Source organism: Bradyrhizobium sp. ISRA442 (assembly GCF_038085055.1).
Classification (GTDB): Bacteria; Pseudomonadota; Alphaproteobacteria; order Rhizobiales; family Xanthobacteraceae; genus Bradyrhizobium.
Genome location: NZ_JALGCN010000001.1, coordinates 387,719 through 407,068 on the forward strand (window position 1 = coordinate 387,719; position 19,350 = coordinate 407,068).

The following is a 19,350-nucleotide window of genomic DNA, read 5'->3' on the forward strand; positions in this document are numbered from 1 at the left end:
CGCCCAGAATCGCAACGACAGGGAGGAAGCCGCGATGGCCGGACTTTATTTCGAGGACTTTTCCGTGGGCCAGGAGTTCAGGCATCCGCTGACCCGAACCGTCACGGAGATGGACAACACCATGTTCAGCCTGCTGACGCTCAATCCGCAGCCGCTGCACATCGATGCGCATTTCTCTGAAAAGACCGAGTTCGGGCAGCGCATTTTCAACAGCCTTTATACCCTCGGCATCATGATCGGCATGACGGTCTATGATACGACCCTGGGTACCACCGTCGCCAATCTCGGCATGACCGACGTCACCTTTCCGAAGCCGGTCTTCCATGGCGACACGTTGCGGGCGACGACGAAGGTGCTCTCTGTGCGGGAATCCAAATCGCGCCCCAAGGCGGGCATCGTCGAGTTCGAGCACCACGCCTACAACCAGAACGACGAGATCGTCGGCAAATGCCGCCGCATGGCGATGATGCACAGGAGGCCGGTCTGATGCGTTCGATGCTGTTCGTGCCGGGGGATTCCCCGCGCAAATTCGAGAAGGCGAGCGAGGGCAACGCCGACGCGCTGATCATCGACCTCGAGGACTCCGTCGTCACCGAGAAGAAAGACGAGGCGCGCACGCTGACGCTTGAGATGCTGAAGGGCCGGCGCGGCCCGCACCAGCTCTATGTCCGCGTCAATGCACTCGACACCGGCATGACGCTCGCGGATCTCGCCGCGGTGATGCCGGGGGTGCCCGACGGCATCGTGCTGCCAAAATCGCGCGGCGGCGACGACGTACGCCAGGTCGCGACCTGGCTCGAAGCCTTCGAGGCGGCGGCCGGCACCACAGTCGGCTCGACCCGAATCGTCTGTGTCGCAACCGAAACCGCCGCATCGATCTTCGGGCTTGGCACCTACAAGGACTGCTCCCCGCGCCTCGCCGGATTGATGTGGGGCGCGGAAGACCTGTCCGCCTCGCTCGGCGCCACCGAGAAGGCCTCGGGCGGCGTCTTCCACAGCCCCTATCGCCTCGCGCGCGACTTGTGTCTGATGGCGGCGGCAGCGGCCGAGGTCGCGCCGATCGACACTGTCTATACCGACATCGACAATCTCACAGGACTCGAGCAGGAAACACGCGCCGCGCGGCGCGACGGCTTCTCCGCAAAGGCGCTGATCCACCCCAAGCATGTCGACATCGTCAATGCGGCATTCGAGCCGACCGAAGCCGAGCGCACCTGGGCGGAGAGGGTGATTGCGGCGTTCGCGAGCAATCCGAACTCCGGCACGCTGCGCCTCGATGGCATGATGATCGACAAGCCGCATCTTCGCGCCGCGAAGAAGATCCTCGGTCAGTCATAGATCAGGGTAACGCGTCGCGACAGACGGGATCGGATCATGATCGTTCGCCAAGCCGCAAACGTCCTGGAGATCATGGAGTTCTTCGCGCAAGTGAGGAAACCGGCGACGCTTGCGGAGATCGCAGATCATTTCGGCTGGCCGCGTTCATCGACCTTCAACCTGCTCGCGACGCTGTCGGAGAAGGGCTATCTCTATGAGCCGCGGCCGCGCGCCGGCTTCTATCCGACGCCGCGGTGGCTGGCGATGGCGCGCATGATCTCGGAGGTCGAGCCGCTACCGCCCTGGACGCATACGCTGGTCGCCGATCTCTCCGCGGAGACCGGCGAGACCGCCTCGATCGTGGCGCCGGCCGGCGTGATGGCGGTGTTCATCGACGTCGTCGAGTCCAAGGCGGCGATCCGCTATTTCGCGACCATCGGCCACCGCGTGCCGATCCACGCCACGGCCAGCGGCCGTGCATTGTTGTTGCAGTACTCGCAGGAGGAGCGCGACTCGGTCTATCGCAAGATCGAATTCAAACAGTACGGCCCGTCGACGCCGATCAGCATCGAGGCGGTGGAAGCGGAGCTGCGCAACTCGATCGAACGTGGCTATTGCCAAAGTTTTGGCGATTACAGCCGCGACCTCGCGGGCGCCGCGATTCCGCTGCCGATCGGCGACCGCCGCCTCTCCGTCGTCGTCGCTGGCCCCGAATTCCGGATCGGCCCGAAGGTCGGCGAAGTCGCCGCGCTGATTGCGCGGACGGTCGATCGGCTGCGGCCGAAGACCACCGCGGCTTAGGACCGTAGCCTCATTCGAATCCCTGAACCGGCGGCGTCGAAGTCTGCGCCGGCACCGCCGGAGCAGCTTGAACGGGCTCCGCCGCGGGCGCGGCCTGAGCCGGCGGATTGCCGGCAGTTCTCATCTGGCCATTGGCCTGCATCGCCTCACGCGTGGGCTGTGGCGCGCTGGTAGGGATTGCGCGGCTCGACTCGCGACGTGGCGGCTGCCGGTGTCTCGCCGACCGCGAACCTCTCACACCCCATGACCGGGCGATGGAAGGCCCGGCGGTGTAGCCGACCAATGCTCCGGCGACGGCACCGACCGGGCCCAGCACGATGGCGCCGGACACCGCTCCCAGCGCAGCATCGCCCGCGCGTTCCTGCGCAAAGGCGCTCGCGGGCACGCAGGCCAGCATCACGACGGCGGTAATCAGAGCTTTGTTCATCGAAGCGCCTCCCTCACGGGAGATCACTCTTACTCAAATATGGCGGCAGGAAGTTTGTTTGTCGCCCAACAAGCGGCAACGGCCTGCGGAACTCCGGCAATTCAAAGGCCTCCGCCGTGAACCGTGGTTCCGGCGGAGGCTGATCCGCAACGCCGATTAGACGATCTTGATCGACATGTCCGGCAGGCCCTCGAGCTTGCACAGGAGCACGTCGCCCTTCACGACGGGGCCGACGTTTTCCGGCGTGCCGGAATAGATGATATCGCCGGCCTTGAGCTCGAAGGCTTCCGAGAGCTTCGAAATCTGCTCGGCGACGCTCCAGATCATCTTGCTGAGATCCGAGCTCTGCCGCACGGTCCCGTTCACCGCCAGCGAAATCGCGCCTTTCTCGAAATGGCCGGTCTTGCTCACCGGATGAATCGGGCCGATCACCGCGGCATGGTCAAAGCTCTTGCCGATCTCCCAAGGCTTCTTCTCCGCGGCCATGCCGTTCTGGAGATCGCGCCGGGTCATATCGAGGCCGAGCGCGTAACCGTAGACATGGTCGAGCGCCTTCTCCGGCGGAATGTTGGTGCCACCGGACTTCAGTGCGGCGACCAGCTCGACCTCGTGATGATAATTCTTGGTCAGCGACGGATAAGGATGATCGGCAACCTGGCCGATCGCGACGTTCTGGATCGCGTCGGTCGGCTTCTGGAAGAAGAAGGGCGGTTCGGATCCGAGCCGCGCTCGATCGCATGCGCCGCATAGTTGCGCCCGATGCAGTAGATGCGGCGGACCTGGAACACACTTGTCTCGCCGACGATCGGGATCGCGACCATCGGCACCGGGAAGATCGGCTTCGGCCCGGCCTGCGCCGCGGCTGGTGCCGCTTCGGCGATGCCCGCCGCGGTCATCGCGGCTGCGGCAGTGAGCAGGTTGCGTCGAGAGGTCTTTGTCATGGTTCTTTTCCGTTGCTTGGCCGCCCGTTAGCGGCGCGGTTATTCATAGGGCCAAACGTTCAATGGGCCAATGGATTTGGCCGCATCTGCACCTTGTAGACTTTGGGCGAGGCCTCCTTGCCGCCCTCTCCGTGGAAACTGGCGCGCGTTCCCGTCGTGGTCCACAAGCCGCGGCCTTTCCAGCCGGTGTCGGGATCATCGATCCGGCCATCGACATTCTTGGTGAAGAAGCCGAGCGGATATGGATTGCGCATGTTCACGAACTGGTCGTTGACCAGTGCGAGCAGCGACTCGCTGCCGTTGGCGCTTGCGATCGGCACGTTGGCGCCGAGTCCGAACGTGTTGTACCGATCCACCCAGACATAATAGGCGTGGTTGGCACTGCCGCCGGCATCGAGTCCCCTGAACTGCGGTCCGGGCATGCGCCAGGTCTTCCACCCCTCCGGACACTGCTTGCCGTCGGCCGTCGTCGGTCCGTTCAGCGGACCTTTGCACAGCTTGCGATCGAAGCGTGCGAGATGTCCGCTGGACAACACCGTCCACACCACGCCGTCCAGCCCGATGTCGAGGCCGCGCGGACCGAACGTGCCCTCCGGCGGCTGATACACTTCGGCCAGTGCGGTGTTGGCCGGGTCGGGTCCGGGCGTCACGCGAACGATGTAGCCGGGCTGATCGATGCGGGAGAAACCGCGGTCCATCGCCTGGCCCCAGATCGTATCGTCGACCGGGCTCGGCATGATGCCGTAGAAGGATGCGGCGATGCGCTTGTCCTTGGTCGGATCGACGGGATCCTTGTGCTCGACATAGGCATCGCGCTTGCCATTGCCATTGGTGTCGATGATCAGCGGCGTCCAGCCCTGCGATTTCACGTCGTCGAGAGTCTCACGATATTGTTTGGTGTTGAGCCAGCCGACGATGCCGCCGCCGAGGCCGGGACCGCCGGAGCTGGTCCACAATGTCTGGTTGGCATCGTCGTCGAAATAGAGGTGATGGGTCGTGAAGCAGGTGTTGATCAGGTCCCATTTGCCCGTCGCGGGATCGAAGCGCGACAATTGGCGCAATGATGTCGCTTGCGGCGCCACCTTCGCCGACGGCAGATCCGATCCCTGCTTGCAGTAGTCGGGATTGGCCGGCGGACGCAGACGCGCGGTGAACCAGACCTTGCCCTGCTCGTCCATCATGACGTTATGGATGCTGGTGTGGCCATCCCAGATCGGTTCGTCCCCCCAATAGGCCGAGGGTCCGCGCGGGGCATCGGTCGACGATGGCGTGTTCGGATCGAGATAGGGATGCTTGATGGTGCCGGCGACGTTCTTCACGGGATCGAGCGTCGGCACGAGATCGGAGCTCTCTTCCGACGATCCGTAGATCAGGCCATTGGCGTTGACGCGCGGGTTGCGCTTGTCGGTCGAGATCGCATCGTGCTGATAGCGCGTCGGCGCGGCCCAGTCCCACATCGTGAAGACGACATTGCGCTCGATGCCCTTAGGCCGCTCGGGCTTGTCGAACGGCAATTCGCCGGCCGCAATACGGTCGGTCCATTTCGAAAAGAGATCATAGACCTTCTCCGGGCCCACGCTGGCCAGCACCGTCGCCATGTATTCCTGCGCCTGGCCGGCCTGGGTGCGCATCGCCCATGCGGTGTGGGAGTCATAGCCCTCGGTGAACGCCTTCGGGATTTCGCGGATGCCGCGCGTGCCGAGCGCGTGGCAGGATTGGCACATGTTCTTGACCGTATCGACCCACTGGGCCTGCGACTTCATGGTCTCCGGCATCTTGTTGCCCTTGTCGCCGGTGCCCGGAAACTCCTCGGGCCTGGGGATGTCGAGCAGCGAATACCAATACATGCCGGGATAGTTCTGTGCGTCCTGCTTGGGCGAGGCCTGGGCGGCCTTGAAGTCCATCACCTTGCCTGGACGAGCGTCCTGCTGCGCCGTGTCTTGCAGGCCGTAGCCGCGGACCCAGACCTTGTAGTTGGCCGCGGGAAGGTCCGGGATGACGAACCGGCCCTGATCGTCGGTGACCACCACCTTCGCGTATTTGGTTGGCAGGTCCCTGGTCTCGGCAATCACCCAGACCCCGGCCTCCGCGCCCTTGTCGCTGGTCACCTGCCCGCCGATGTCATTGGCGGATATCTCGACAGTCGCCGCCATCGCGGCACCGGCATGCAACAGCGCCGTCGCGCCGAGATAGCCGGCAAGCATTCGCCTCAAGCTCATCGTTTTCTCCCATTCGTTCTACGTTTCGTCCGAGCCTCTTGGCAGGCTTATTCGGACTCGTCTCTCATGGTTTGAGCCGGTCGAAAAACTCTCGAACAATTCGCGCGCAAACGTCGCTCGGCACGCTGAATGGTTGTTGCATCACACGGCCATCAACTTGCCGACCTCATCAAGTCGTTCGAGATCGCCGATCTGTTCTATCAGCTTTTCGGCTCGGTCGGCACCCAGCACCGGCGCGCCCTTGCGATGCCGTCACGGCGGCGGTTGCGACTGCGGATTGCAGGAAACGTCGGCGCGACGGCTTCACTTTCTCCTCGATCAGGCCGGGACCGACATCTTTGCGATATCAGCCGCATTCGGCAGATGCTCGAGATTCCAGCAGGCATCCATGATCCGCCGGGTCGCCGCGGCCGGAAGGATGCCGTCGGCAAGGTCGGAGAACTTGGTCTCGAGCTGCTTGTCGGTCATCGGCACCTCGAAGCTGCCGATCGCGTGTTCGATATAGCGGTTCAGCTTGCGCCCGTCCTTGAGCACGATTGTCAAGTCGACCTGCTCCGGCTTGATGCCAGGGGTAATGACCGGAATCACCTGGTCACGCAGCGCGACCACGGTCGGATCCGTCCCGGCACGGTCGCTGAATTGCTTCTCGCCGCCGGCGCCCTCGACGATCGCAACCGCGACCGCGTGATAGACGCTGAACTTGCCCTCGAGGCCTTGATGCGGCGTCTTCTTGCCGGTGAGCTCGAGCACGAGCGGATGGACCTTCAAATCGACACGCTCGATCTGATCGGCGGTCAGCTTGTTCTGGTTGCGAAGCTGGATCGCGGCGTCGATCGCCGGATGCAAGACGATTCCGCAGGCGAACGGCTTGTAGGTATTGAGTGCGGCCTCGTAGCGCTTGCCGAGGTCGCCCAGGATCTCGCCATAGTCCTGCTTGGTGCTGATCGTGTTGGCCCAGCCGCGCTTGGCCTCGATCATCGCGCCTGACGAGGTGAAATTCTTCGACGCCAGGATCGCCGCGAAGATGCCGTTCGCAGCGGCGCGGCCAGGATTGAAGCTCTTGTTCATCGAGCCGAAGGATTCGCGCAGACCCACCGGCTGGGACGCCGCAAGGCCGAGCGCCCAGGTCATCTGCTGCTCGTTCAGCTTGAGCAGCTTGCCCACCGCGGCAACTGAACCGAACACGCCCGCTGTGCCGGTGATGTGCCAGCCGACATCGTAGTGGTTCGGGTAGACCGAGTTGCCGATCCGGCACTCGGTCTCGACGCCGAGCACGAGCGCGTTCAGGAACTCCTTGCCCGAGACGGCTTGCATCTCCGATATCGCGAGGATCGCCGAGGCGACCGGACCGGCGGGATGGATGATCGTCTTCAGATGGGTGTCGTCATAGTCGAAGATGTGGCTCGACACGCCGTTGATGAAGGCCGCGTTCATGATGTCGAATCGCTCGCGCCGCCCGAACAGGGAGGCCTGCTGCGGACCCGAGAACGGACCGAGCGCCGCGACCGCGATGTCGACCGTCTCGTGACGCGATCCGCCGATCGCGACGCCAACCCAGTTCAACAGTGTGCGGACGCCTTCCTTCCGGACGTTTGCCGGCAGATCGTCATAGCTCGCCGTGACGAGATAATGCGCGAGCCTGCGCGTGACCTCTTTGGGCGGCGCTGCCGCTGGCGCCGCGACCGGGGCTTGCGCGAGAGCGGCATTGGCGCTGGCCGTGGCGAGCGGCAGCGCGGCGGCGGCCTGCAGCAGGGTCCTGCGATCAGTTGGCATAGGCTGCCTCCCGAACCTTCATCGAAACCAGTTTGGCCGCGAGGCGGACAGAGCTTTCGAGCGCGCCGGTGTTGGCCACGCCCTTGCCGACGATGTCGAACGCCGTACCATGCGACGGCGTGGTGAAAACGGTATCGAGACCGGCGGTGACGGTGACACCGCGGTTGAATCCGCGCAGCTTGGTCGCGATCTGGCCCTGGTCGTGATACATCGCGACCACACTGTCGAACTCGCCGGCGAAGGCGCGGATATAGACGGTATCGGCGGGATAAGGCCCGCTGCAGGCGATACCCGTCTTCGCGGCCGCCTCCACGGTAGGCCTGATCATCTCGATCTCGTCGCGGCCGAACAGACCGCCCTCGCCGGCATGCGGGTTGAGCGCGGCGACCGCGATGCGCGGCTTGGCGACGCCAGCCTTGCGCATCATGCGGTCGACCAGCTCGATCGCATCGGTGATGCTTTCCGGATTGATGCCCTCCAGCGCCTCGCGCAGCGATTGATGCCCGGTGACGCGCGACATCCACTGGCCGTCCAGCACGTTCATCTCGGAGAAATAGGAGGTGTGGCCGAGCAGGCTCGCGAACATCTTGTGCTCGTCGGGAAACTTCCAGCCGCCGTCGAACATCGCGCGCTTGTTCAGCGGCGCGAAGGTGATCGCATCGACTTCGCCGGCCTTGGCGAAGTCGATCGCGCGCGACAGCGTCTCGCCGGTCAGACGGCCGGACTCGGCGCTGGCCTTGCCGAGCGGGAATTTCGACGGGTCAGTGTTGCCGAGATCGGCGAGCTGCACCGTGCCGCGGCCCCAAGACGCGGCCTTCGGCGAAGCAATCCGCTCGATCTTCAACTTCACGCCGGCATGCGCCATCCCCATCTCGAGCACGCGGGCGTCACCGACCACGACGAGGCGCGCCACGTCGGCGAGGCGGTCGTCGGAGAGGATACGCACGGTCTGCTCGGGGCCGATGCCAGTGCAATCGCCCGGGGTCAGTGCGATGACCGGGAGTTCATTGGTGTTGGTAGCCATTGATCCTTACTTCACTGCTTGGGTTTGAGCGGCGGACTGGGCCCAGTCCTCGCGGTTGAATTCGCCGTCCCATTTGGCGACGACGATCGAGGCGACCGCGTTGCCGATGGTGTTGGTGATGGCGCGTGCCAGCGACATGAAACGGTCGATACCGAGCAGCAGCGCCAGGCCTTCCGCCGGCAGCCCGGCGGCCACCACGGTGGCCGCGAGCGCGGCAAAGGCGCCGCCCGTGACGCCGGCGGCGCCCTTGCTGGTGAACAGCATCACCACGAACAGGCTCAGTTGCTGCGCGGCGGTCAGCTCGATGCCGTAGACCTGGGCGACGAAGATCGTGCTGAGCGGCAGCGTCAGCGCGACGCCGTCGAGGTTGAAGGAATAGCCGGAGGGGATGACGAGGCCCGCCACCGCACGCCCGACACCCGCCTTCGGCAGCTTTTCCATCATGCCGGGGATGGCGGTTTCCGAAGACGACGTGCCGAGCACGACGAGCAGTTCGGTGCGGAGCAGGCGCAACAGGTCCATCAGGCGTATGCCGGCAAGGCGGCAGATCGCGCCGAGAACGACGAAAATGAAGAACGCCATCATCGCCCAGGCGGTGCCAACCAGCAGCGCCAGCGCATAGAGCGTCGCGGCGCCGAACTTCGCCACCGTAAAAGCCATCGCGCCGAAGGCCCCGATCGGCGCCAGCGCGACAACGACATGGACGACGCTGAAGATGAGCTCGGTAAGCTTCTCCAGCCCTGAGCGCAGCGGCACGGCCTTCTCGCCGAGCAGCAACAGCCCGATGCCACACAGCAGCGCGAGCACGAGAACCTGGAGCACATCGCCGCTCGCGAACGCGCCGACAAAGCTCTCCGGAATCATGTGCTGGATGTAGACCGAGAGCGAGCCGACATGGGCCTGCGAATAGCGGGCAACGGTCTCCGCCTGCTGCGCGGTGGCGTGGGCGACGCCCGCGCCGGGCTGGACCCAGCGCACGACCACGAAGCTGATCAACAAGCAGAGGGTCGTCACCGCCTCGAAGTAGGCGAAGGCCTTGAGGCCGATGCGGCCCACCGCCTTCATGTCGCCGACCTGCGCGATGCCGGTGACCACGACCAGGAAGATCAGTGGCGCGATCGTCATCTTGATCAGCGAGATGAAGCTGTCGCCGAGCGGCTTGAACTCGACCGCCACGGTCGGAAGCAGAAAGCCGAACAGCGCGCCGAGCGCCGCACCGGCCACGACCAGGACATACTGCTCGCGCCAGAGCGGCTTGCGCCGCCGCTCGGCGATCGACCTCGGGATGGGCTCAGACAACGGAGTTGCGGCGACCTGCAATTTGCTTTCCTCCAAGCGCAATCGTCGCGCCATGCGGGATGGCGCCTTGTTCTGGTTTTGCGATGCCATTTACATTGGACCAGCGGCGCATCAGGCGCTAATGCCGTATCGGAATGATTTGAGGACAAAACGTCATTATGGACCTGATCTGGCTGGAGGACTTCCTTGCCATCGCCGAGGAGGGCGGGTTCTCCCGCGCCGCCGAGCGCCGGCACGTGACCCAGCCGGCGCTGAGCCGCCGCATCAGGTCGCTCGAGGAGTGGCTGGGCACGCCGCTGTTCGAGCGTTCAACCCACACGATCACGCTGACGGCTGCCGGCGAAAGCTTTCGTCCCGTCGCCGAAGACGTGTTGCGCCGCGTCCTGGTCGGGCGGGAGGAAGCCCTCGAAGTGGCGCGGCTGAAAGCCGAGACCATCACCTTCGCGGCCACGCACGCGCTGTCGCAGACGTTCTTTCCGGAATGGATCCGCAGCTCGGACAGCGCGCGGGCCGGCTCCGCCGTTCAGCTCGTCGCCTCCAATTTCGCCGGCTGCGAAAAGCTGCTGCTGGATGCACAGGCGCATTTCCTGCTGGCGCACTATCATCCCTCCCTGGTAAGCCGGCTCGACATGGATCGCTTCCTGCGGATCGAACTTTCGACCGACATGCTGATCCCGATCAGCGCGCCCATGACGAAGCCGGGCCGCGGCGGACGGCGCAGCAAGGCAAAGCCGCGCTACGCCCTGCCCGGCGCATCCGGCGCGCCGCTGCCTTATCTCGCCTATCATCCGGGTTCGGGCGTGGGACGCCTCGTCACATCGTTCCTGGCGGCGAAGGATCCCGCCGCCTGGCTCGTTCCGAGCTTCGCAGCACCGGTCATGCTGCTGATCGACATGGCGCGCGAGGGACGTGGCGTGACGTGGGCGCCGATGGGCCTCGTCGGCGCCGATCTCGACAGCGGCCGACTGCTACGTGCAGGCGGTGCGGAGTGGGAAATTCCGATCGGCATCTCGCTGTTCCGTCCGCGCGCCCGCATGACCCGCGCCGCCGAGAACTTCTGGAATGTCGTGCGCAAGGGCCGGCCGGCCGGAAAAGCCGCCGCCGCGCCGCGGACCAGGTGACGGCGTCTCGTCCCAACCTCAGTCCGTTTGCTCCTTGTTTCGACCGTGGCGCAGCAGCGGCCTTGAACATCTTGACACCGACTTTCCGCTGAATATTTTTCTCGCCGAGAAATCTCTTTCTCACCTTCAATAATCAAAGGACTTGAACGCGACCGTCTGGAGAGACGATGATGCTCGATGAGAATTTGGCCCGTATTCGCGCGCACCGTAACAACATCCACCGCTACCGACGACTGCTGAAGACCAGGCTGGCAGAGATAGAACGCCAGTTCATCGAGAGACGTTTCGCAGAAGAGCAGTCGGCGCTTGATAGCCTGACCGCGGCGACCTTTCCCGTGACCTTCCGCTCTTCCAAGCCGCCGATTGACGCGACCGGAGCTGCGCAATGAACACAGACCGAGACCTGCTCATTCGAGGCAGCGAGAAGGTGATCGGGCATTACGAATTCCTTCTTGCAAACGCGAAAGCCGATCATGAACGCAAACTCTATCGCCAGCGGATCGAGCGTGAGCGGCGGCTGATCAGCGACCTACAGGGCGAGGCTCCACATCGCGCGGCTTGAGGCGAAGCTCGTCCCTGCGCGCTGGCGAAGCCTGCAAGAAGAACAAACAGCCCAGGCGCCTGGACTCGGCTGGGCAGCACGATTGCCAGAACGGCCGGCGACAGCGTCACACGCGCTTCCAGTCCGCGGCGGCCCAAGGCCGCCGCAATCGCATCGATACACCGCCGCCGCGCGGCGGGTCGTCGTCATTGTCGCCGTCGAGCTGCCGCAGGGCCGAAAGAATGTCGGCCAGTCGGATCGTGCAACGCATGCCCGGAATTTCGCGCAAGGCGGGATAGGATTCGACGGCGTACATGTCGGACGCCCAGGACGACAGGATGATCCGCTTCTCCGGCGCGGAAAGGTCCGCTGCATTCAGGACGTCGGTGGGGGATTCGTAATGGGCCGCGGGATGAAGCAGCGGGCCTAGGTTGCTGGCATTGGTGTTGATGTCGGTCATCGGCAATGCCTCCCTCAACGCTCCTTTCCAAGGGATGGGTTTGGGTGACGATTGGACGGCGGCGCCGACGCCGCCGTCTGTGATTTGTGCTAGTGCGTGCTGATGGCGATGCGCTTGACGGCTGCCTGCGCCTTCTCCGATTTCGGCAACGAGATAGTCAGGACACCGTCCTTAAACGACGCCTCGGCCTTGTCTTCGTCGACGTCCTCAAGCGGAATCTGCCGCTCGAAGGCGCCGTAGTAGCGCTCGGTGAAGTATTTGCCTTCATCCTTGTGCTCATCCTTCTTCTCGCCGCGGATCGTCAGGACGCCATTGGTGATTTCGATCTGGACGTCCTTCTCCGTCATCCCGGGCAGCTCCGCCGAGATCGTCAGCGTCTTGTCGGTGTCGCTGAGTTCGATCCTTGGCCAGCCGAGGCGCCCCTTCATCAGCGGCAGGCCGGATCCGCCGAAGCCCCGGAACACGTCGTCGAACAGACGGTTCATCTCGCGATGCAGCGTCATGAACGGATCGTAGCTGTCCCGCGCCTGCGCAAGCTCCTGGTTTCTCGACCAGGGAATAAGATCGCGAATAGCCATGGTGTTCTCCTTCGTTCAACGGTCTCGAGAGCGCCGAGGCCACATGCCGTCCACGCTCCTAAGACAACGCTTTGGACGAGCCTAAGCTGCTTTCTGCTGCTCGATCTGCGACGTAGGAGACGTGCCGCTCGCAATCTCGATGCGCCGCGGCTTCATGGCCTCCGGAACCTCGCGGACGAGATCGATGATCAGGAGCCCGTCCTGGAAGGATGCCTGCTTCACCTGAACATAGTCGGCGAGGTTGAACACGCGCCGGAACGGACGCGCGGCGATGCCGTGGTACAGATATTCGTGCGCGCTGGTCTCGGGCTTCTGGCCCTCGATGATGAGCGCGTTCTGTTCCGCCGTCACGGTGATATCGCCAACGCCGAAGCCCGCCACGGCAAGGCTGATCCGGTAGTGATCCTCGCCGGAACGCTCGATGTTGTAGGGGGGATAATTGTCCTCGGTCGCCTGACGCAACGTGCTGTCGACGAGATCGGCCAGATGATCAAAGCCGATGGTCGAGCGCCACAGGGGGGCGAAGTCAAAGGTGGTCCTCATAACCAAGTCCTCCAAAGAGCAAGCTGGATACGAAGGGACGCAAGACAGGGTCTCAGACGGGGTCCGAAGACACCAGTCCGGCGCCCGCGCCGGACCCGATCTGGCGTCCGGCACGCCGCTCTCGCGGCGAAAATCCACTTAGAAAACCGGAAATCGATTTCAAGAGGTCCGGCGAAGATTTTTTTGACGCCAGGTCAGCAAGGAGTAAGCCGATCGGCACCCCGTTGCGGGTCGCCCCCAAGGGCAGCGGCTGGCGGGGGATCGTGCGAAGCCAAGACCGGGAGCAAGAGATGCGCTGCACAAGAAGGCGAGGACAGGGTCTTGCAGCCATCGAGATGACCATCGCGCTGCTGATTGGGGCACGGTTATGTGCGGCGCACGCTGATGAGGTATCGATCGCGCCCGCGGAGCTGAAAGCGGTCGGCACGATCGATTCGCGCTTCCAGTCCTACAACATCGAGATGGTGGAGGTGACCGGTGGACGGTTCTGGAAACCTTATCCGCGCTGGCAGCGCGCATTCGATGCGCGCAATCGTTACAGCTATAGACCACCGACTGATCTCGCCAGCCCGCGTCTGCGCATGCTCGCAGCCGCGCTGTCGCCGGCCTATATGCGCGTCAGCGGCACCTGGGCCAATGCGACCTTCCTTGCCGACACGGAAACCCCTCCCGCGAAACCGCCTGCCGGATTCGACGCCGTGCTCAGCCGCGCGCGGTGGCGCGGCGTCGTCGATTTCGCGCGTGCGGCCGATGCGGAAATCGTGACTTCCTTCGCAGTCAGTCCCGGCAGCCGCGATCGCAACGGCGTGTGGACGCCGGATCAGGCGCAACGCCTGGTCGATTTCACGCATTCGCTCGGCGGCCACATCGCGGCGGCCGAATTCATGAACGAGCCGACGCTTGCGGCCGATAACGGCGCACCGCCGGGATATGACGCGAACGCCTATGGCCGCGACTTCAGGATGTTTCGCGCGTGGATGAAGCGCGCCGCGCCGGAGACGCTGATCGTCGGTCCCGCCTCGGTCGGCGACACCGCCTCACAATCCGCATCGGGCATCACCACGCGCGATCTGCTCGCCGCGTCCGGCCCCGGCGTCGATCGCTTCTCCTATCATCACTACAACACGATCTCGCCGCGCTGCGGCGGCCGTGATGATCCGAGGCAGGCGCTCAAAGAGGAATGGCTCTCCCGTACTGATGCGACACTGGCGGTCTACCGCGCCTTGCGCGACGCGTTCGAGCCGGGCAAGCCGATCTGGCTGACCGAGACGGCGAATGCGGCCTGCGGCGGCGACCGCTGGGACAAGACGTTTCTCGACACGTACCGCTATCTCGACCAGCTCGGACGCCTCGCAAGAGCCGGCGTCCAGGTGGTGATGCACAATACGCTCGCGGCCAGTGATTACGGCCTGCTGGATGAGACGACCTTCCGCCCCCGCCCGAACTACTGGGCCGCGCTGCTCTGGCACCGCCTGATGGGAACGACGGTGCTCGATGCGGGCGCGGCCGCCGCGCCCGGTCTTCACGTCTACGCGCATTGCCATCCCGCTTCGCGCGGCGCGGTCACGCTGCTCGCGATCAATATCTCGCGCGACACCTCGCACTCGCTGGTCCTGCCACTTCCGTCCGAACGCTACACGCTTCGCGCGGCGCGGCTGCGAGGCGCGACGGCGCAACTGAACGGCGGGACGCTCGCGCTCGCGGCAGGCGACCGATTGCCTGATATTGCGGGTCTGCCGACGGCGCCAGGTGCAGTCCGCCTCGCGCCGGCAACCATCACCTTCCTGGTGGTGCCGGGCGCGGCAAACCCAGCATGCCCTTAGCGGCGCTCACGACCTGAGCGAATCGCGCGCCGTCTCCGGTGCTATTAGGGTCGCGATGATGGTGATCACCGAGAGCGCGATGATGTAGAGCGAGACCGCCCAGTACGAGCCGGCCCAGGCGAGCAGCGCCGCTGCGATCAGCGGCGAGAAGCCGCCACTGAGTGCGGCCGCGACATTAGCCCCTAACGAAGCGCCGCTGTAGCGCACCTGGGTGCGGAACAATTCGGGCATGAACGCCGCCTTCGGTCCGAATAGCAGCGCATGCGTCAGCGTCATCGTCACGACGAGGGCGAGTGTGATCAGGGCCGGCTCCCTTGTGTCGAGGAACCAGAACAGCGGAAACGCGAGCGCGACGGAAAAGACGCCGCCGGCCAGGTAGAGCGCCTTGCGGCCAAAAATGTCGGAGAGCCAGCCGGCGAGCGGGAGTGTCGCGAACTCGACGATCGCGGCGTAGACCACCGCATCCAGGATCACCTGGCGCGGCAGCCCGAGCTTGGTCGTGGCGTAGACCACGGTGAACACGGTGAGCAGATAGGCCAGCCCTACTTCCGAGACGGTGATGCCGATCGCGAGCAGGAAGCTGCGCCAGTCGCGGCGCAGCACTTCCCACACCGGCTGCGCCAGGACCTTCTTGCGCTCGACCACCTCCTTGAAGTGCGGGGTCTCCGCGAGCTTCAGCCGCACGATGAAGCCGATGCCGACGAGCAGGATGCTGATCAGAAACGGCACGCGCCAGCCCCAGCTCAGGAAATCCGCTTCTGGCAGTTTCGTCATGAGGGCGAAGATGCCGGTGGAGGCGGCTACCCCGACGGGAAACCCGATCTGAACCAGACTGCCATAGAAGCCGCGGCGGTTGCCGGCATGCTCGATCACCATGACGACCGCCCCGCTCCATTCGCCGCCGAGCCCGATGCCCTGGATGAAGCGCAGGATGACGAGGAAGATCGGCGCCCAAACGCCGATCTGGCTGTAGGTCGGCAGGCAGCCGATCAGGAAGGTGCCGAGCCCCATCGCGATCATGGTCACCACCAGCATGGCTTTGCGGCCGAGCCGGTCGCCGTAATGTCCGATGATGGCGCCGCCGATCGGGCGCGCGACGAAGCCGACCGCATAGGTCGAGAACGCCGCGAGTGTGCCGACGAAGGGATCGAAGCTCGGAAAGAACAGCTTGTTGAGCACGAGCGCTGCGGCCGTGCCGTAGATCAGGAAGTCGTACCACTCGATCGCGGTGCCGAGCGCGCTCGCCCAGACCACATGCGCCGTCGTCGATTTCTCCGTCGCGGCGGCGACCTCCGTTGCTGCCGTCATGCCCTGCCCCAGATTGCCGGCAGGCATCATGGCCAATCACGAAGTTGGTTGCAACTTGCTCAGGCATCGACGTCTGGTCGTCCTAGCGGCAGCCGTCTGCTCGCGCACCCCGGAACCGCCCGATTCGCCATTGACAAACTAATTTGCCAATATCTAATTTACCGCCAACTCCATACCTGCCGCAAGACGCGGACATAAAGAGAGGGAACGACGATGAGAGGGCTTTTGGCCTGCGCCGTGGTCGCGGCCATGACTTCGACGGCGATGACGACGGCGGCACATGCGCAGGTCTCCGACGACGTGGTGCGGATCGGCGTGTTGACGGATTTGTCGAGCTGGGGCCGCGACAACAGCGGGCCGGGCTCGGTCGAGGCCGCCAAGATGGCGGTGGAGGAATTCGGGCCGACCGTGCTCGGCAAGCCGATCGAGATCATCAGCGCCGACCATCAGATGAAGACCGACGTCGGCGTGCAGATCGTGCGCGGCTGGTTCGACAACGGCAAGGTCGATGCGGTCGTCGACATCCCGAACTCCGGCATCGCGATCGCCGTCCACAACATGGTGCGCGAGCGCAACAAGATCGCCCTACTCTCCGGTCCGGGCGCAAGCTCGCTGACGGACGAGCTGTGCAGCCCGAACACCGTGCATTTCACCTACGACACCTACGCGCTGTCGAAGGTGACCGCCTCTGCCGTGATCAAGGAAGGCGGCAAGTCCTGGTACTTCATCACCGCCGACTACGCCTTCGGCCAGCAGCTCGAGAAGGACGCGACGCGCTTCATCAACGAGATGGGCGGCAAGGTGCTCGGCGGCGTGCGGCATCCGACCAACACGGCCGACTTCTCCTCCTTCGCGCTGCAGGCGCAAAGCTCCAAGGCCGACGTGGTGGCCTTCGCCAATGCCGGCCAGGACACCGATAACGCGATCAAGCAGTCCGGCGAGTTCGGCCTGGTGCAGGGCGGCCAGAAGCTCGTCGGCCTCTTGATGTTCGACACCGACGTGCACGCGATCGGCCTCAAGGCCGCGCAGGGCACCTACATGACCACGGCCTCCTACTGGAACATGGACGAAGCGACCCGCGCCTGGTCGAAGAAATTCTATGAGCGCACCAAGGTGATGCCGACGATGATCCAGACTGGCGTCTACGGTTCGGTGCTGCACTATCTGAAAGGCATCAAGGCCGCCGGCACCGACGATCCCGCCAAGGTGATGGCGAAGATGCGCGAGCTGCCGATCGAGGATATCTTCGTCCATGGCGGCAAGTTGCGCGAGGACGGCCGCGTCATCCGCGACATGTATCTCGCCAAGGTGAAGTCGCCCGAGCAGTCCAAGGAACCCTGGGACTACCTCGATATCGTCAAGACCGTGAAGGGCGAGGATGCCTTCCGTCCGGTCTCCGAGTCCAAGTGTCCGCTCTTGAAGAAGTGAGGCCCGCATGACCGGCAACGAGCGCAGCGCAATTGAGACTTACGAGTGCGATGTGCTCGTGGCCGGATCGGGTGCGTCCGGCATGTCGGCCGCGATCACCGCCCGCTCCCGCGGCCTCGACGTGCTGATCGTCGAGAAGGAGCCTCGCTTCGGCGGCACCACGGCCCGCTCCGGCGGCTGGCTCTGGATCCCCGGCACCTCGCTGGCGAAGGCCTACGGCATCGAGGAGACGCCGGAGCAGGCCTGCACATACCTGCGGCACGAAGCCGGCAACAATTTTGACGCCGCGCGGGTCGATGCGTTCTTGAGCGCCGGCCCCGAGGCGGTCGATTTCTTCACCACCAAGACCGCGCTGCGCTTCGACATGCCGCTGGTGTTTCCGGACTATCATGCGGAAGCACCCGGCGGCGCCCAAGGCGGCCGCTCGATGGTGACGCGCCCGTTCGACGGCCGCGAGCTCGGCGACCAGATCAAGACGCTCGGCATGCCGCTTCCGGAGCTCACCGTGTTCGGCATGATGCTCGGATCGGGCAAGGAGATCATCCATTTCATGCGCGTGACGAAGTCGCTGACCTCGGCGGTCTACGTCGCAAAGCGCCTGTCGCGGCACTTTATGGACGTGCTGCGTTATGGCCGCGGCATGACGCTGACCAACGGCAATGCGCTCGCGGGACGCCTCGCGAAATCCGCGCTCGACCTCAAGATACCGATGTGGCTGTCCTCCCCCGTGCGCGAGCTGACGATCGAGAACGGCGCAGTGACCGGCGCGATCGTCACGCGCGAGGGACGCGATGTACGTATTCGCGCGCGCCAAGGTGTCGTGCTCGCCTGCGGCGGCTTTCCGCACGACGTAGAGCGGCGCAAACAAATGTTTCCGCACGCGCCGACCGGCAACGAGCACTATTCGCCCGGACCGGCCGGCAATACCGGCGATGGCCTGCGTCTTGCGGAAAGCGCCGGCGGCCGCATCGAGGATCGCCTGCCGAACGCGGCGGCCTGGGTGCCGGTGTCGCTGACCACGCGCAAGGACGGCTCAAAGGGCGTGATGCCGCACTTCATCGACCGCGCCAAGCCGGGCGTGATCGCCGTGATGCGCGACGGCAAGCGCTTTGCCAACGAAGGCAACTCCTATCACGACTTCGTCCAGGCCATGGTCAAGGCGGCAAAGCCCGGCGAGGAGATCGCCGCCTTCCTCGTCTGCGATCACAAGACGCTGCGCAAATACGGCCTCGGTTGCGTGCCGCCCTTCCCGATGCCGCTCGGCCATCACTTGCGCACCGGCTATCTCATGCGCGGCGATACGCTGGAGGCGCTCGCGGCGAAAGCGGGCATCGACGCCAAGGCCTTCGCCGAGACCGTGGCGCAGTTCAACGCTACCGCGCCGCAAGGCCATGATGGCGCCTTCGGCAAGGGCTCGAAGGCCTATAATCGCTACCAGGGCGACGCGCTGCATGGCCCCAACCCCTGCGTCGCGCCGCTCGAGACCGGCCCGTTCTACGCCATCAAGATGGTGGTCGGCGATCTCGGCACCTATGCCGGCATCGTCACCGACGAGAACGCCCGCGCGCTCGACGCCGAAGGCCGCGTCATCCCCGGGCTCTATGCCGCCGGCAACGACATGGCGAGCATCATGGGCGGTAACTATCCGGGCGCCGGCATCACGCTTGGGCCGGCGCTGACCTTCGGTTACATTGCCGGCCGTCATCTCGCCGACAGCGCCGCCAAGCGCAGCGCGGCGTAACCGAAA

General features: G+C 64.6%; 17 protein-coding genes and 2 pseudogenes. 9 read left to right on the top strand and 10 right to left on the bottom strand.

What is annotated here, in order from left to right:
• Window positions 1–16: 16 nt before the first annotated feature.
• From MTR72_RS01750 to MTR72_RS01760, 3 genes and pseudogenes are all read left to right on the top strand, one after another.
• Window positions 17–487 (top strand): annotated as a pseudogene (locus MTR72_RS01750) (MaoC family dehydratase); the annotation flags it as partial.
• Window positions 487–1,338, top strand: coding sequence for an HpcH/HpaI aldolase/citrate lyase family protein (locus tag MTR72_RS01755; protein ID WP_280966005.1), 852 nt, complete (start codon window positions 487–489; stop codon window positions 1,336–1,338). The pseudogene MTR72_RS01750 and the gene MTR72_RS01755, both read left to right, overlap by 1 nt.
• Window positions 1,339–1,374: 36 nt before the next feature.
• Window positions 1,375–2,118 carry an IclR family transcriptional regulator gene (locus MTR72_RS01760; protein WP_280966006.1) on the top strand — a complete coding sequence of 248 codons (744 nt, stop codon included), beginning with the start codon at window positions 1,375–1,377 and terminating at the stop codon, window positions 2,116–2,118.
• Between the two features lie 10 nt (window positions 2,119–2,128).
• Here the strand turns inward: MTR72_RS01760 and MTR72_RS01765 are convergent, their stop codons facing one another.
• From MTR72_RS01765 to MTR72_RS01790, 6 genes and pseudogenes are all read right to left on the bottom strand, one after another.
• Window positions 2,129–2,545, bottom strand: a complete 417-nt coding sequence (locus tag MTR72_RS01765) for a hypothetical protein (protein ID WP_280966007.1) — start codon at window positions 2,543–2,545, stop codon at window positions 2,129–2,131.
• A gap of 156 nt (window positions 2,546–2,701) precedes the next feature.
• Window positions 2,702–3,486: pseudogene (locus tag MTR72_RS01770) on the bottom strand (fumarylacetoacetate hydrolase family protein).
• Window positions 3,487–3,545: 59 nt separating this feature from the next.
• Complete coding sequence (locus tag MTR72_RS01775) at window positions 3,546–5,705, bottom strand: carboxypeptidase-like regulatory domain-containing protein (protein WP_341510027.1); 2,160 nt, start codon at window positions 5,703–5,705, stop codon at window positions 3,546–3,548.
• A 318-nt stretch (window positions 5,706–6,023) separates the two neighbouring features.
• A complete protein-coding gene (locus tag MTR72_RS01780) occupies window positions 6,024–7,478 on the bottom strand; it encodes an MmgE/PrpD family protein (RefSeq protein WP_341510028.1) in 1,455 nt (484 codons plus the stop codon).
• Window positions 7,468–8,502: a PdxA family dehydrogenase gene (locus tag MTR72_RS01785; RefSeq protein WP_280966011.1), complete on the bottom strand. Its 1,035-nt coding sequence runs from the start codon at window positions 8,500–8,502 to the stop codon at window positions 7,468–7,470. The genes MTR72_RS01780 and MTR72_RS01785 overlap by 11 nt, the downstream gene beginning before the upstream one ends.
• A 6-nt stretch (window positions 8,503–8,508) precedes the next feature.
• A complete protein-coding gene (locus MTR72_RS01790; protein ID WP_280966012.1) occupies window positions 8,509–9,801 on the bottom strand; it encodes a cation:dicarboxylate symporter family transporter in 1,293 nt (430 codons plus the stop codon).
• 158 nt (window positions 9,802–9,959) lie between these two features.
• Here MTR72_RS01790 and MTR72_RS01795 point away from each other — a divergent pair, with 158 nt between their 5' ends.
• The 3 genes from MTR72_RS01795 to MTR72_RS01805 all read left to right on the top strand — a co-directional run bounded on the left by MTR72_RS01795 (window position 9,960) and on the right by MTR72_RS01805 (window position 11,484).
• Window positions 9,960–10,922, top strand: coding sequence for a LysR family transcriptional regulator (locus tag MTR72_RS01795; RefSeq protein WP_280966013.1), 963 nt, complete (start codon window positions 9,960–9,962; stop codon window positions 10,920–10,922).
• A gap of 167 nt (window positions 10,923–11,089) precedes the next feature.
• A complete protein-coding gene (locus MTR72_RS01800; protein WP_445819539.1) occupies window positions 11,090–11,311 on the top strand; it encodes a hypothetical protein in 222 nt (73 codons plus the stop codon).
• Window positions 11,308–11,484 (top strand): hypothetical protein, encoded by a 177-nt coding sequence (locus MTR72_RS01805; protein ID WP_280966014.1) that lies wholly within the window; start codon window positions 11,308–11,310, stop codon window positions 11,482–11,484. Before MTR72_RS01800 ends, MTR72_RS01805 begins: the two co-directional genes overlap by 4 nt.
• 106 nt (window positions 11,485–11,590) lie before the next feature.
• Here the strand turns inward: MTR72_RS01805 and MTR72_RS01810 are convergent, their stop codons facing one another.
• The 3 genes from MTR72_RS01810 to MTR72_RS01820 form a co-directional block, all read right to left on the bottom strand.
• On the bottom strand, window positions 11,591–11,923 hold the full coding sequence (locus MTR72_RS01810; RefSeq protein WP_280966015.1) for a hypothetical protein: 333 nt from the start codon (window positions 11,921–11,923) through the stop codon (window positions 11,591–11,593).
• Window positions 11,924–12,012: 89 nt separating this feature from the next.
• Window positions 12,013–12,501 carry an Hsp20/alpha crystallin family protein gene (locus MTR72_RS01815; RefSeq protein WP_280966016.1) on the bottom strand — a complete coding sequence of 163 codons (489 nt, stop codon included), beginning with the start codon at window positions 12,499–12,501 and terminating at the stop codon, window positions 12,013–12,015.
• Between the two features lie 81 nt (window positions 12,502–12,582).
• On the bottom strand, window positions 12,583–13,044 hold the full coding sequence (locus MTR72_RS01820) for an Hsp20 family protein (protein ID WP_341510029.1): 462 nt from the start codon (window positions 13,042–13,044) through the stop codon (window positions 12,583–12,585).
• A 290-nt stretch (window positions 13,045–13,334) separates the two neighbouring features.
• Between MTR72_RS01820 and MTR72_RS01825 the strand changes: the two genes are divergently transcribed.
• Window positions 13,335–14,867 carry a hypothetical protein gene (locus MTR72_RS01825; RefSeq protein WP_280966017.1) on the top strand — a complete coding sequence of 511 codons (1,533 nt, stop codon included), beginning with the start codon at window positions 13,335–13,337 and terminating at the stop codon, window positions 14,865–14,867.
• Window positions 14,868–14,873: 6 nt separating this feature from the next.
• Here MTR72_RS01825 and MTR72_RS01830 read toward each other — a convergent pair whose 3' ends face one another.
• Entirely contained in the window at window positions 14,874–16,175 is a 1,302-nt protein-coding gene (locus MTR72_RS01830) for an MFS transporter (RefSeq protein ID WP_280966018.1), read from the bottom strand.
• A gap of 213 nt (window positions 16,176–16,388) precedes the next feature.
• On the opposite strand from MTR72_RS01830, the gene MTR72_RS01835 reads away from it, so the two are divergent.
• Together MTR72_RS01835 and MTR72_RS01840 are read left to right on the top strand one after the other, a co-directional pair.
• Window positions 16,389–17,603 (top strand): ABC transporter substrate-binding protein, encoded by a 1,215-nt coding sequence (locus tag MTR72_RS01835; protein WP_280966019.1) that lies wholly within the window; start codon window positions 16,389–16,391, stop codon window positions 17,601–17,603.
• Window positions 17,604–17,610: 7 nt separating this feature from the next.
• The gene (locus MTR72_RS01840) at window positions 17,611–19,344 is read left to right on the top strand and encodes an FAD-dependent oxidoreductase (RefSeq protein ID WP_280966020.1); all 1,734 of its coding nucleotides are present in this window, start codon (window positions 17,611–17,613) and stop codon (window positions 19,342–19,344) included.
• The last annotated feature ends 6 nt before the right edge of the window (window positions 19,345–19,350 follow it).

Coding starts and splice junctions, on each gene's coding strand:
- MTR72_RS01755 (WP_280966005.1), top strand. CDS start 487: ATGCGTTCGATGCTGTTCGTGCCGGGGGATTCCCCGCGCAAATTCGAG.
- MTR72_RS01760 (WP_280966006.1), top strand. CDS start 1,375: ATGATCGTTCGCCAAGCCGCAAACGTCCTGGAGATCATGGAGTTCTTC.
- MTR72_RS01765 (WP_280966007.1), bottom strand. CDS start 2,545: ATGAACAAAGCTCTGATTACCGCCGTCGTGATGCTGGCCTGCGTGCCC.
- MTR72_RS01775 (WP_341510027.1), bottom strand. CDS start 5,705: ATGAGCTTGAGGCGAATGCTTGCCGGCTATCTCGGCGCGACGGCGCTG.
- MTR72_RS01780 (WP_341510028.1), bottom strand. CDS start 7,478: ATGCCAACTGATCGCAGGACCCTGCTGCAGGCCGCCGCCGCGCTGCCG.
- MTR72_RS01785 (WP_280966011.1), bottom strand. CDS start 8,502: ATGGCTACCAACACCAATGAACTCCCGGTCATCGCACTGACCCCGGGC.
- MTR72_RS01795 (WP_280966013.1), top strand. CDS start 9,960: ATGGACCTGATCTGGCTGGAGGACTTCCTTGCCATCGCCGAGGAGGGC.
- MTR72_RS01800 (WP_445819539.1), top strand. CDS start 11,090: ATGATGCTCGATGAGAATTTGGCCCGTATTCGCGCGCACCGTAACAAC.
- MTR72_RS01805 (WP_280966014.1), top strand. CDS start 11,308: ATGAACACAGACCGAGACCTGCTCATTCGAGGCAGCGAGAAGGTGATC.
- MTR72_RS01810 (WP_280966015.1), bottom strand. CDS start 11,923: ATGACCGACATCAACACCAATGCCAGCAACCTAGGCCCGCTGCTTCAT.
- MTR72_RS01815 (WP_280966016.1), bottom strand. CDS start 12,501: ATGGCTATTCGCGATCTTATTCCCTGGTCGAGAAACCAGGAGCTTGCG.
- MTR72_RS01820 (WP_341510029.1), bottom strand. CDS start 13,044: ATGAGGACCACCTTTGACTTCGCCCCCCTGTGGCGCTCGACCATCGGC.
- MTR72_RS01825 (WP_280966017.1), top strand. CDS start 13,335: ATGCGCTGCACAAGAAGGCGAGGACAGGGTCTTGCAGCCATCGAGATG.
- MTR72_RS01830 (WP_280966018.1), bottom strand. CDS start 16,175: ATGACGGCAGCAACGGAGGTCGCCGCCGCGACGGAGAAATCGACGACG.
- MTR72_RS01835 (WP_280966019.1), top strand. CDS start 16,389: ATGAGAGGGCTTTTGGCCTGCGCCGTGGTCGCGGCCATGACTTCGACG.
- MTR72_RS01840 (WP_280966020.1), top strand. CDS start 17,611: ATGACCGGCAACGAGCGCAGCGCAATTGAGACTTACGAGTGCGATGTG.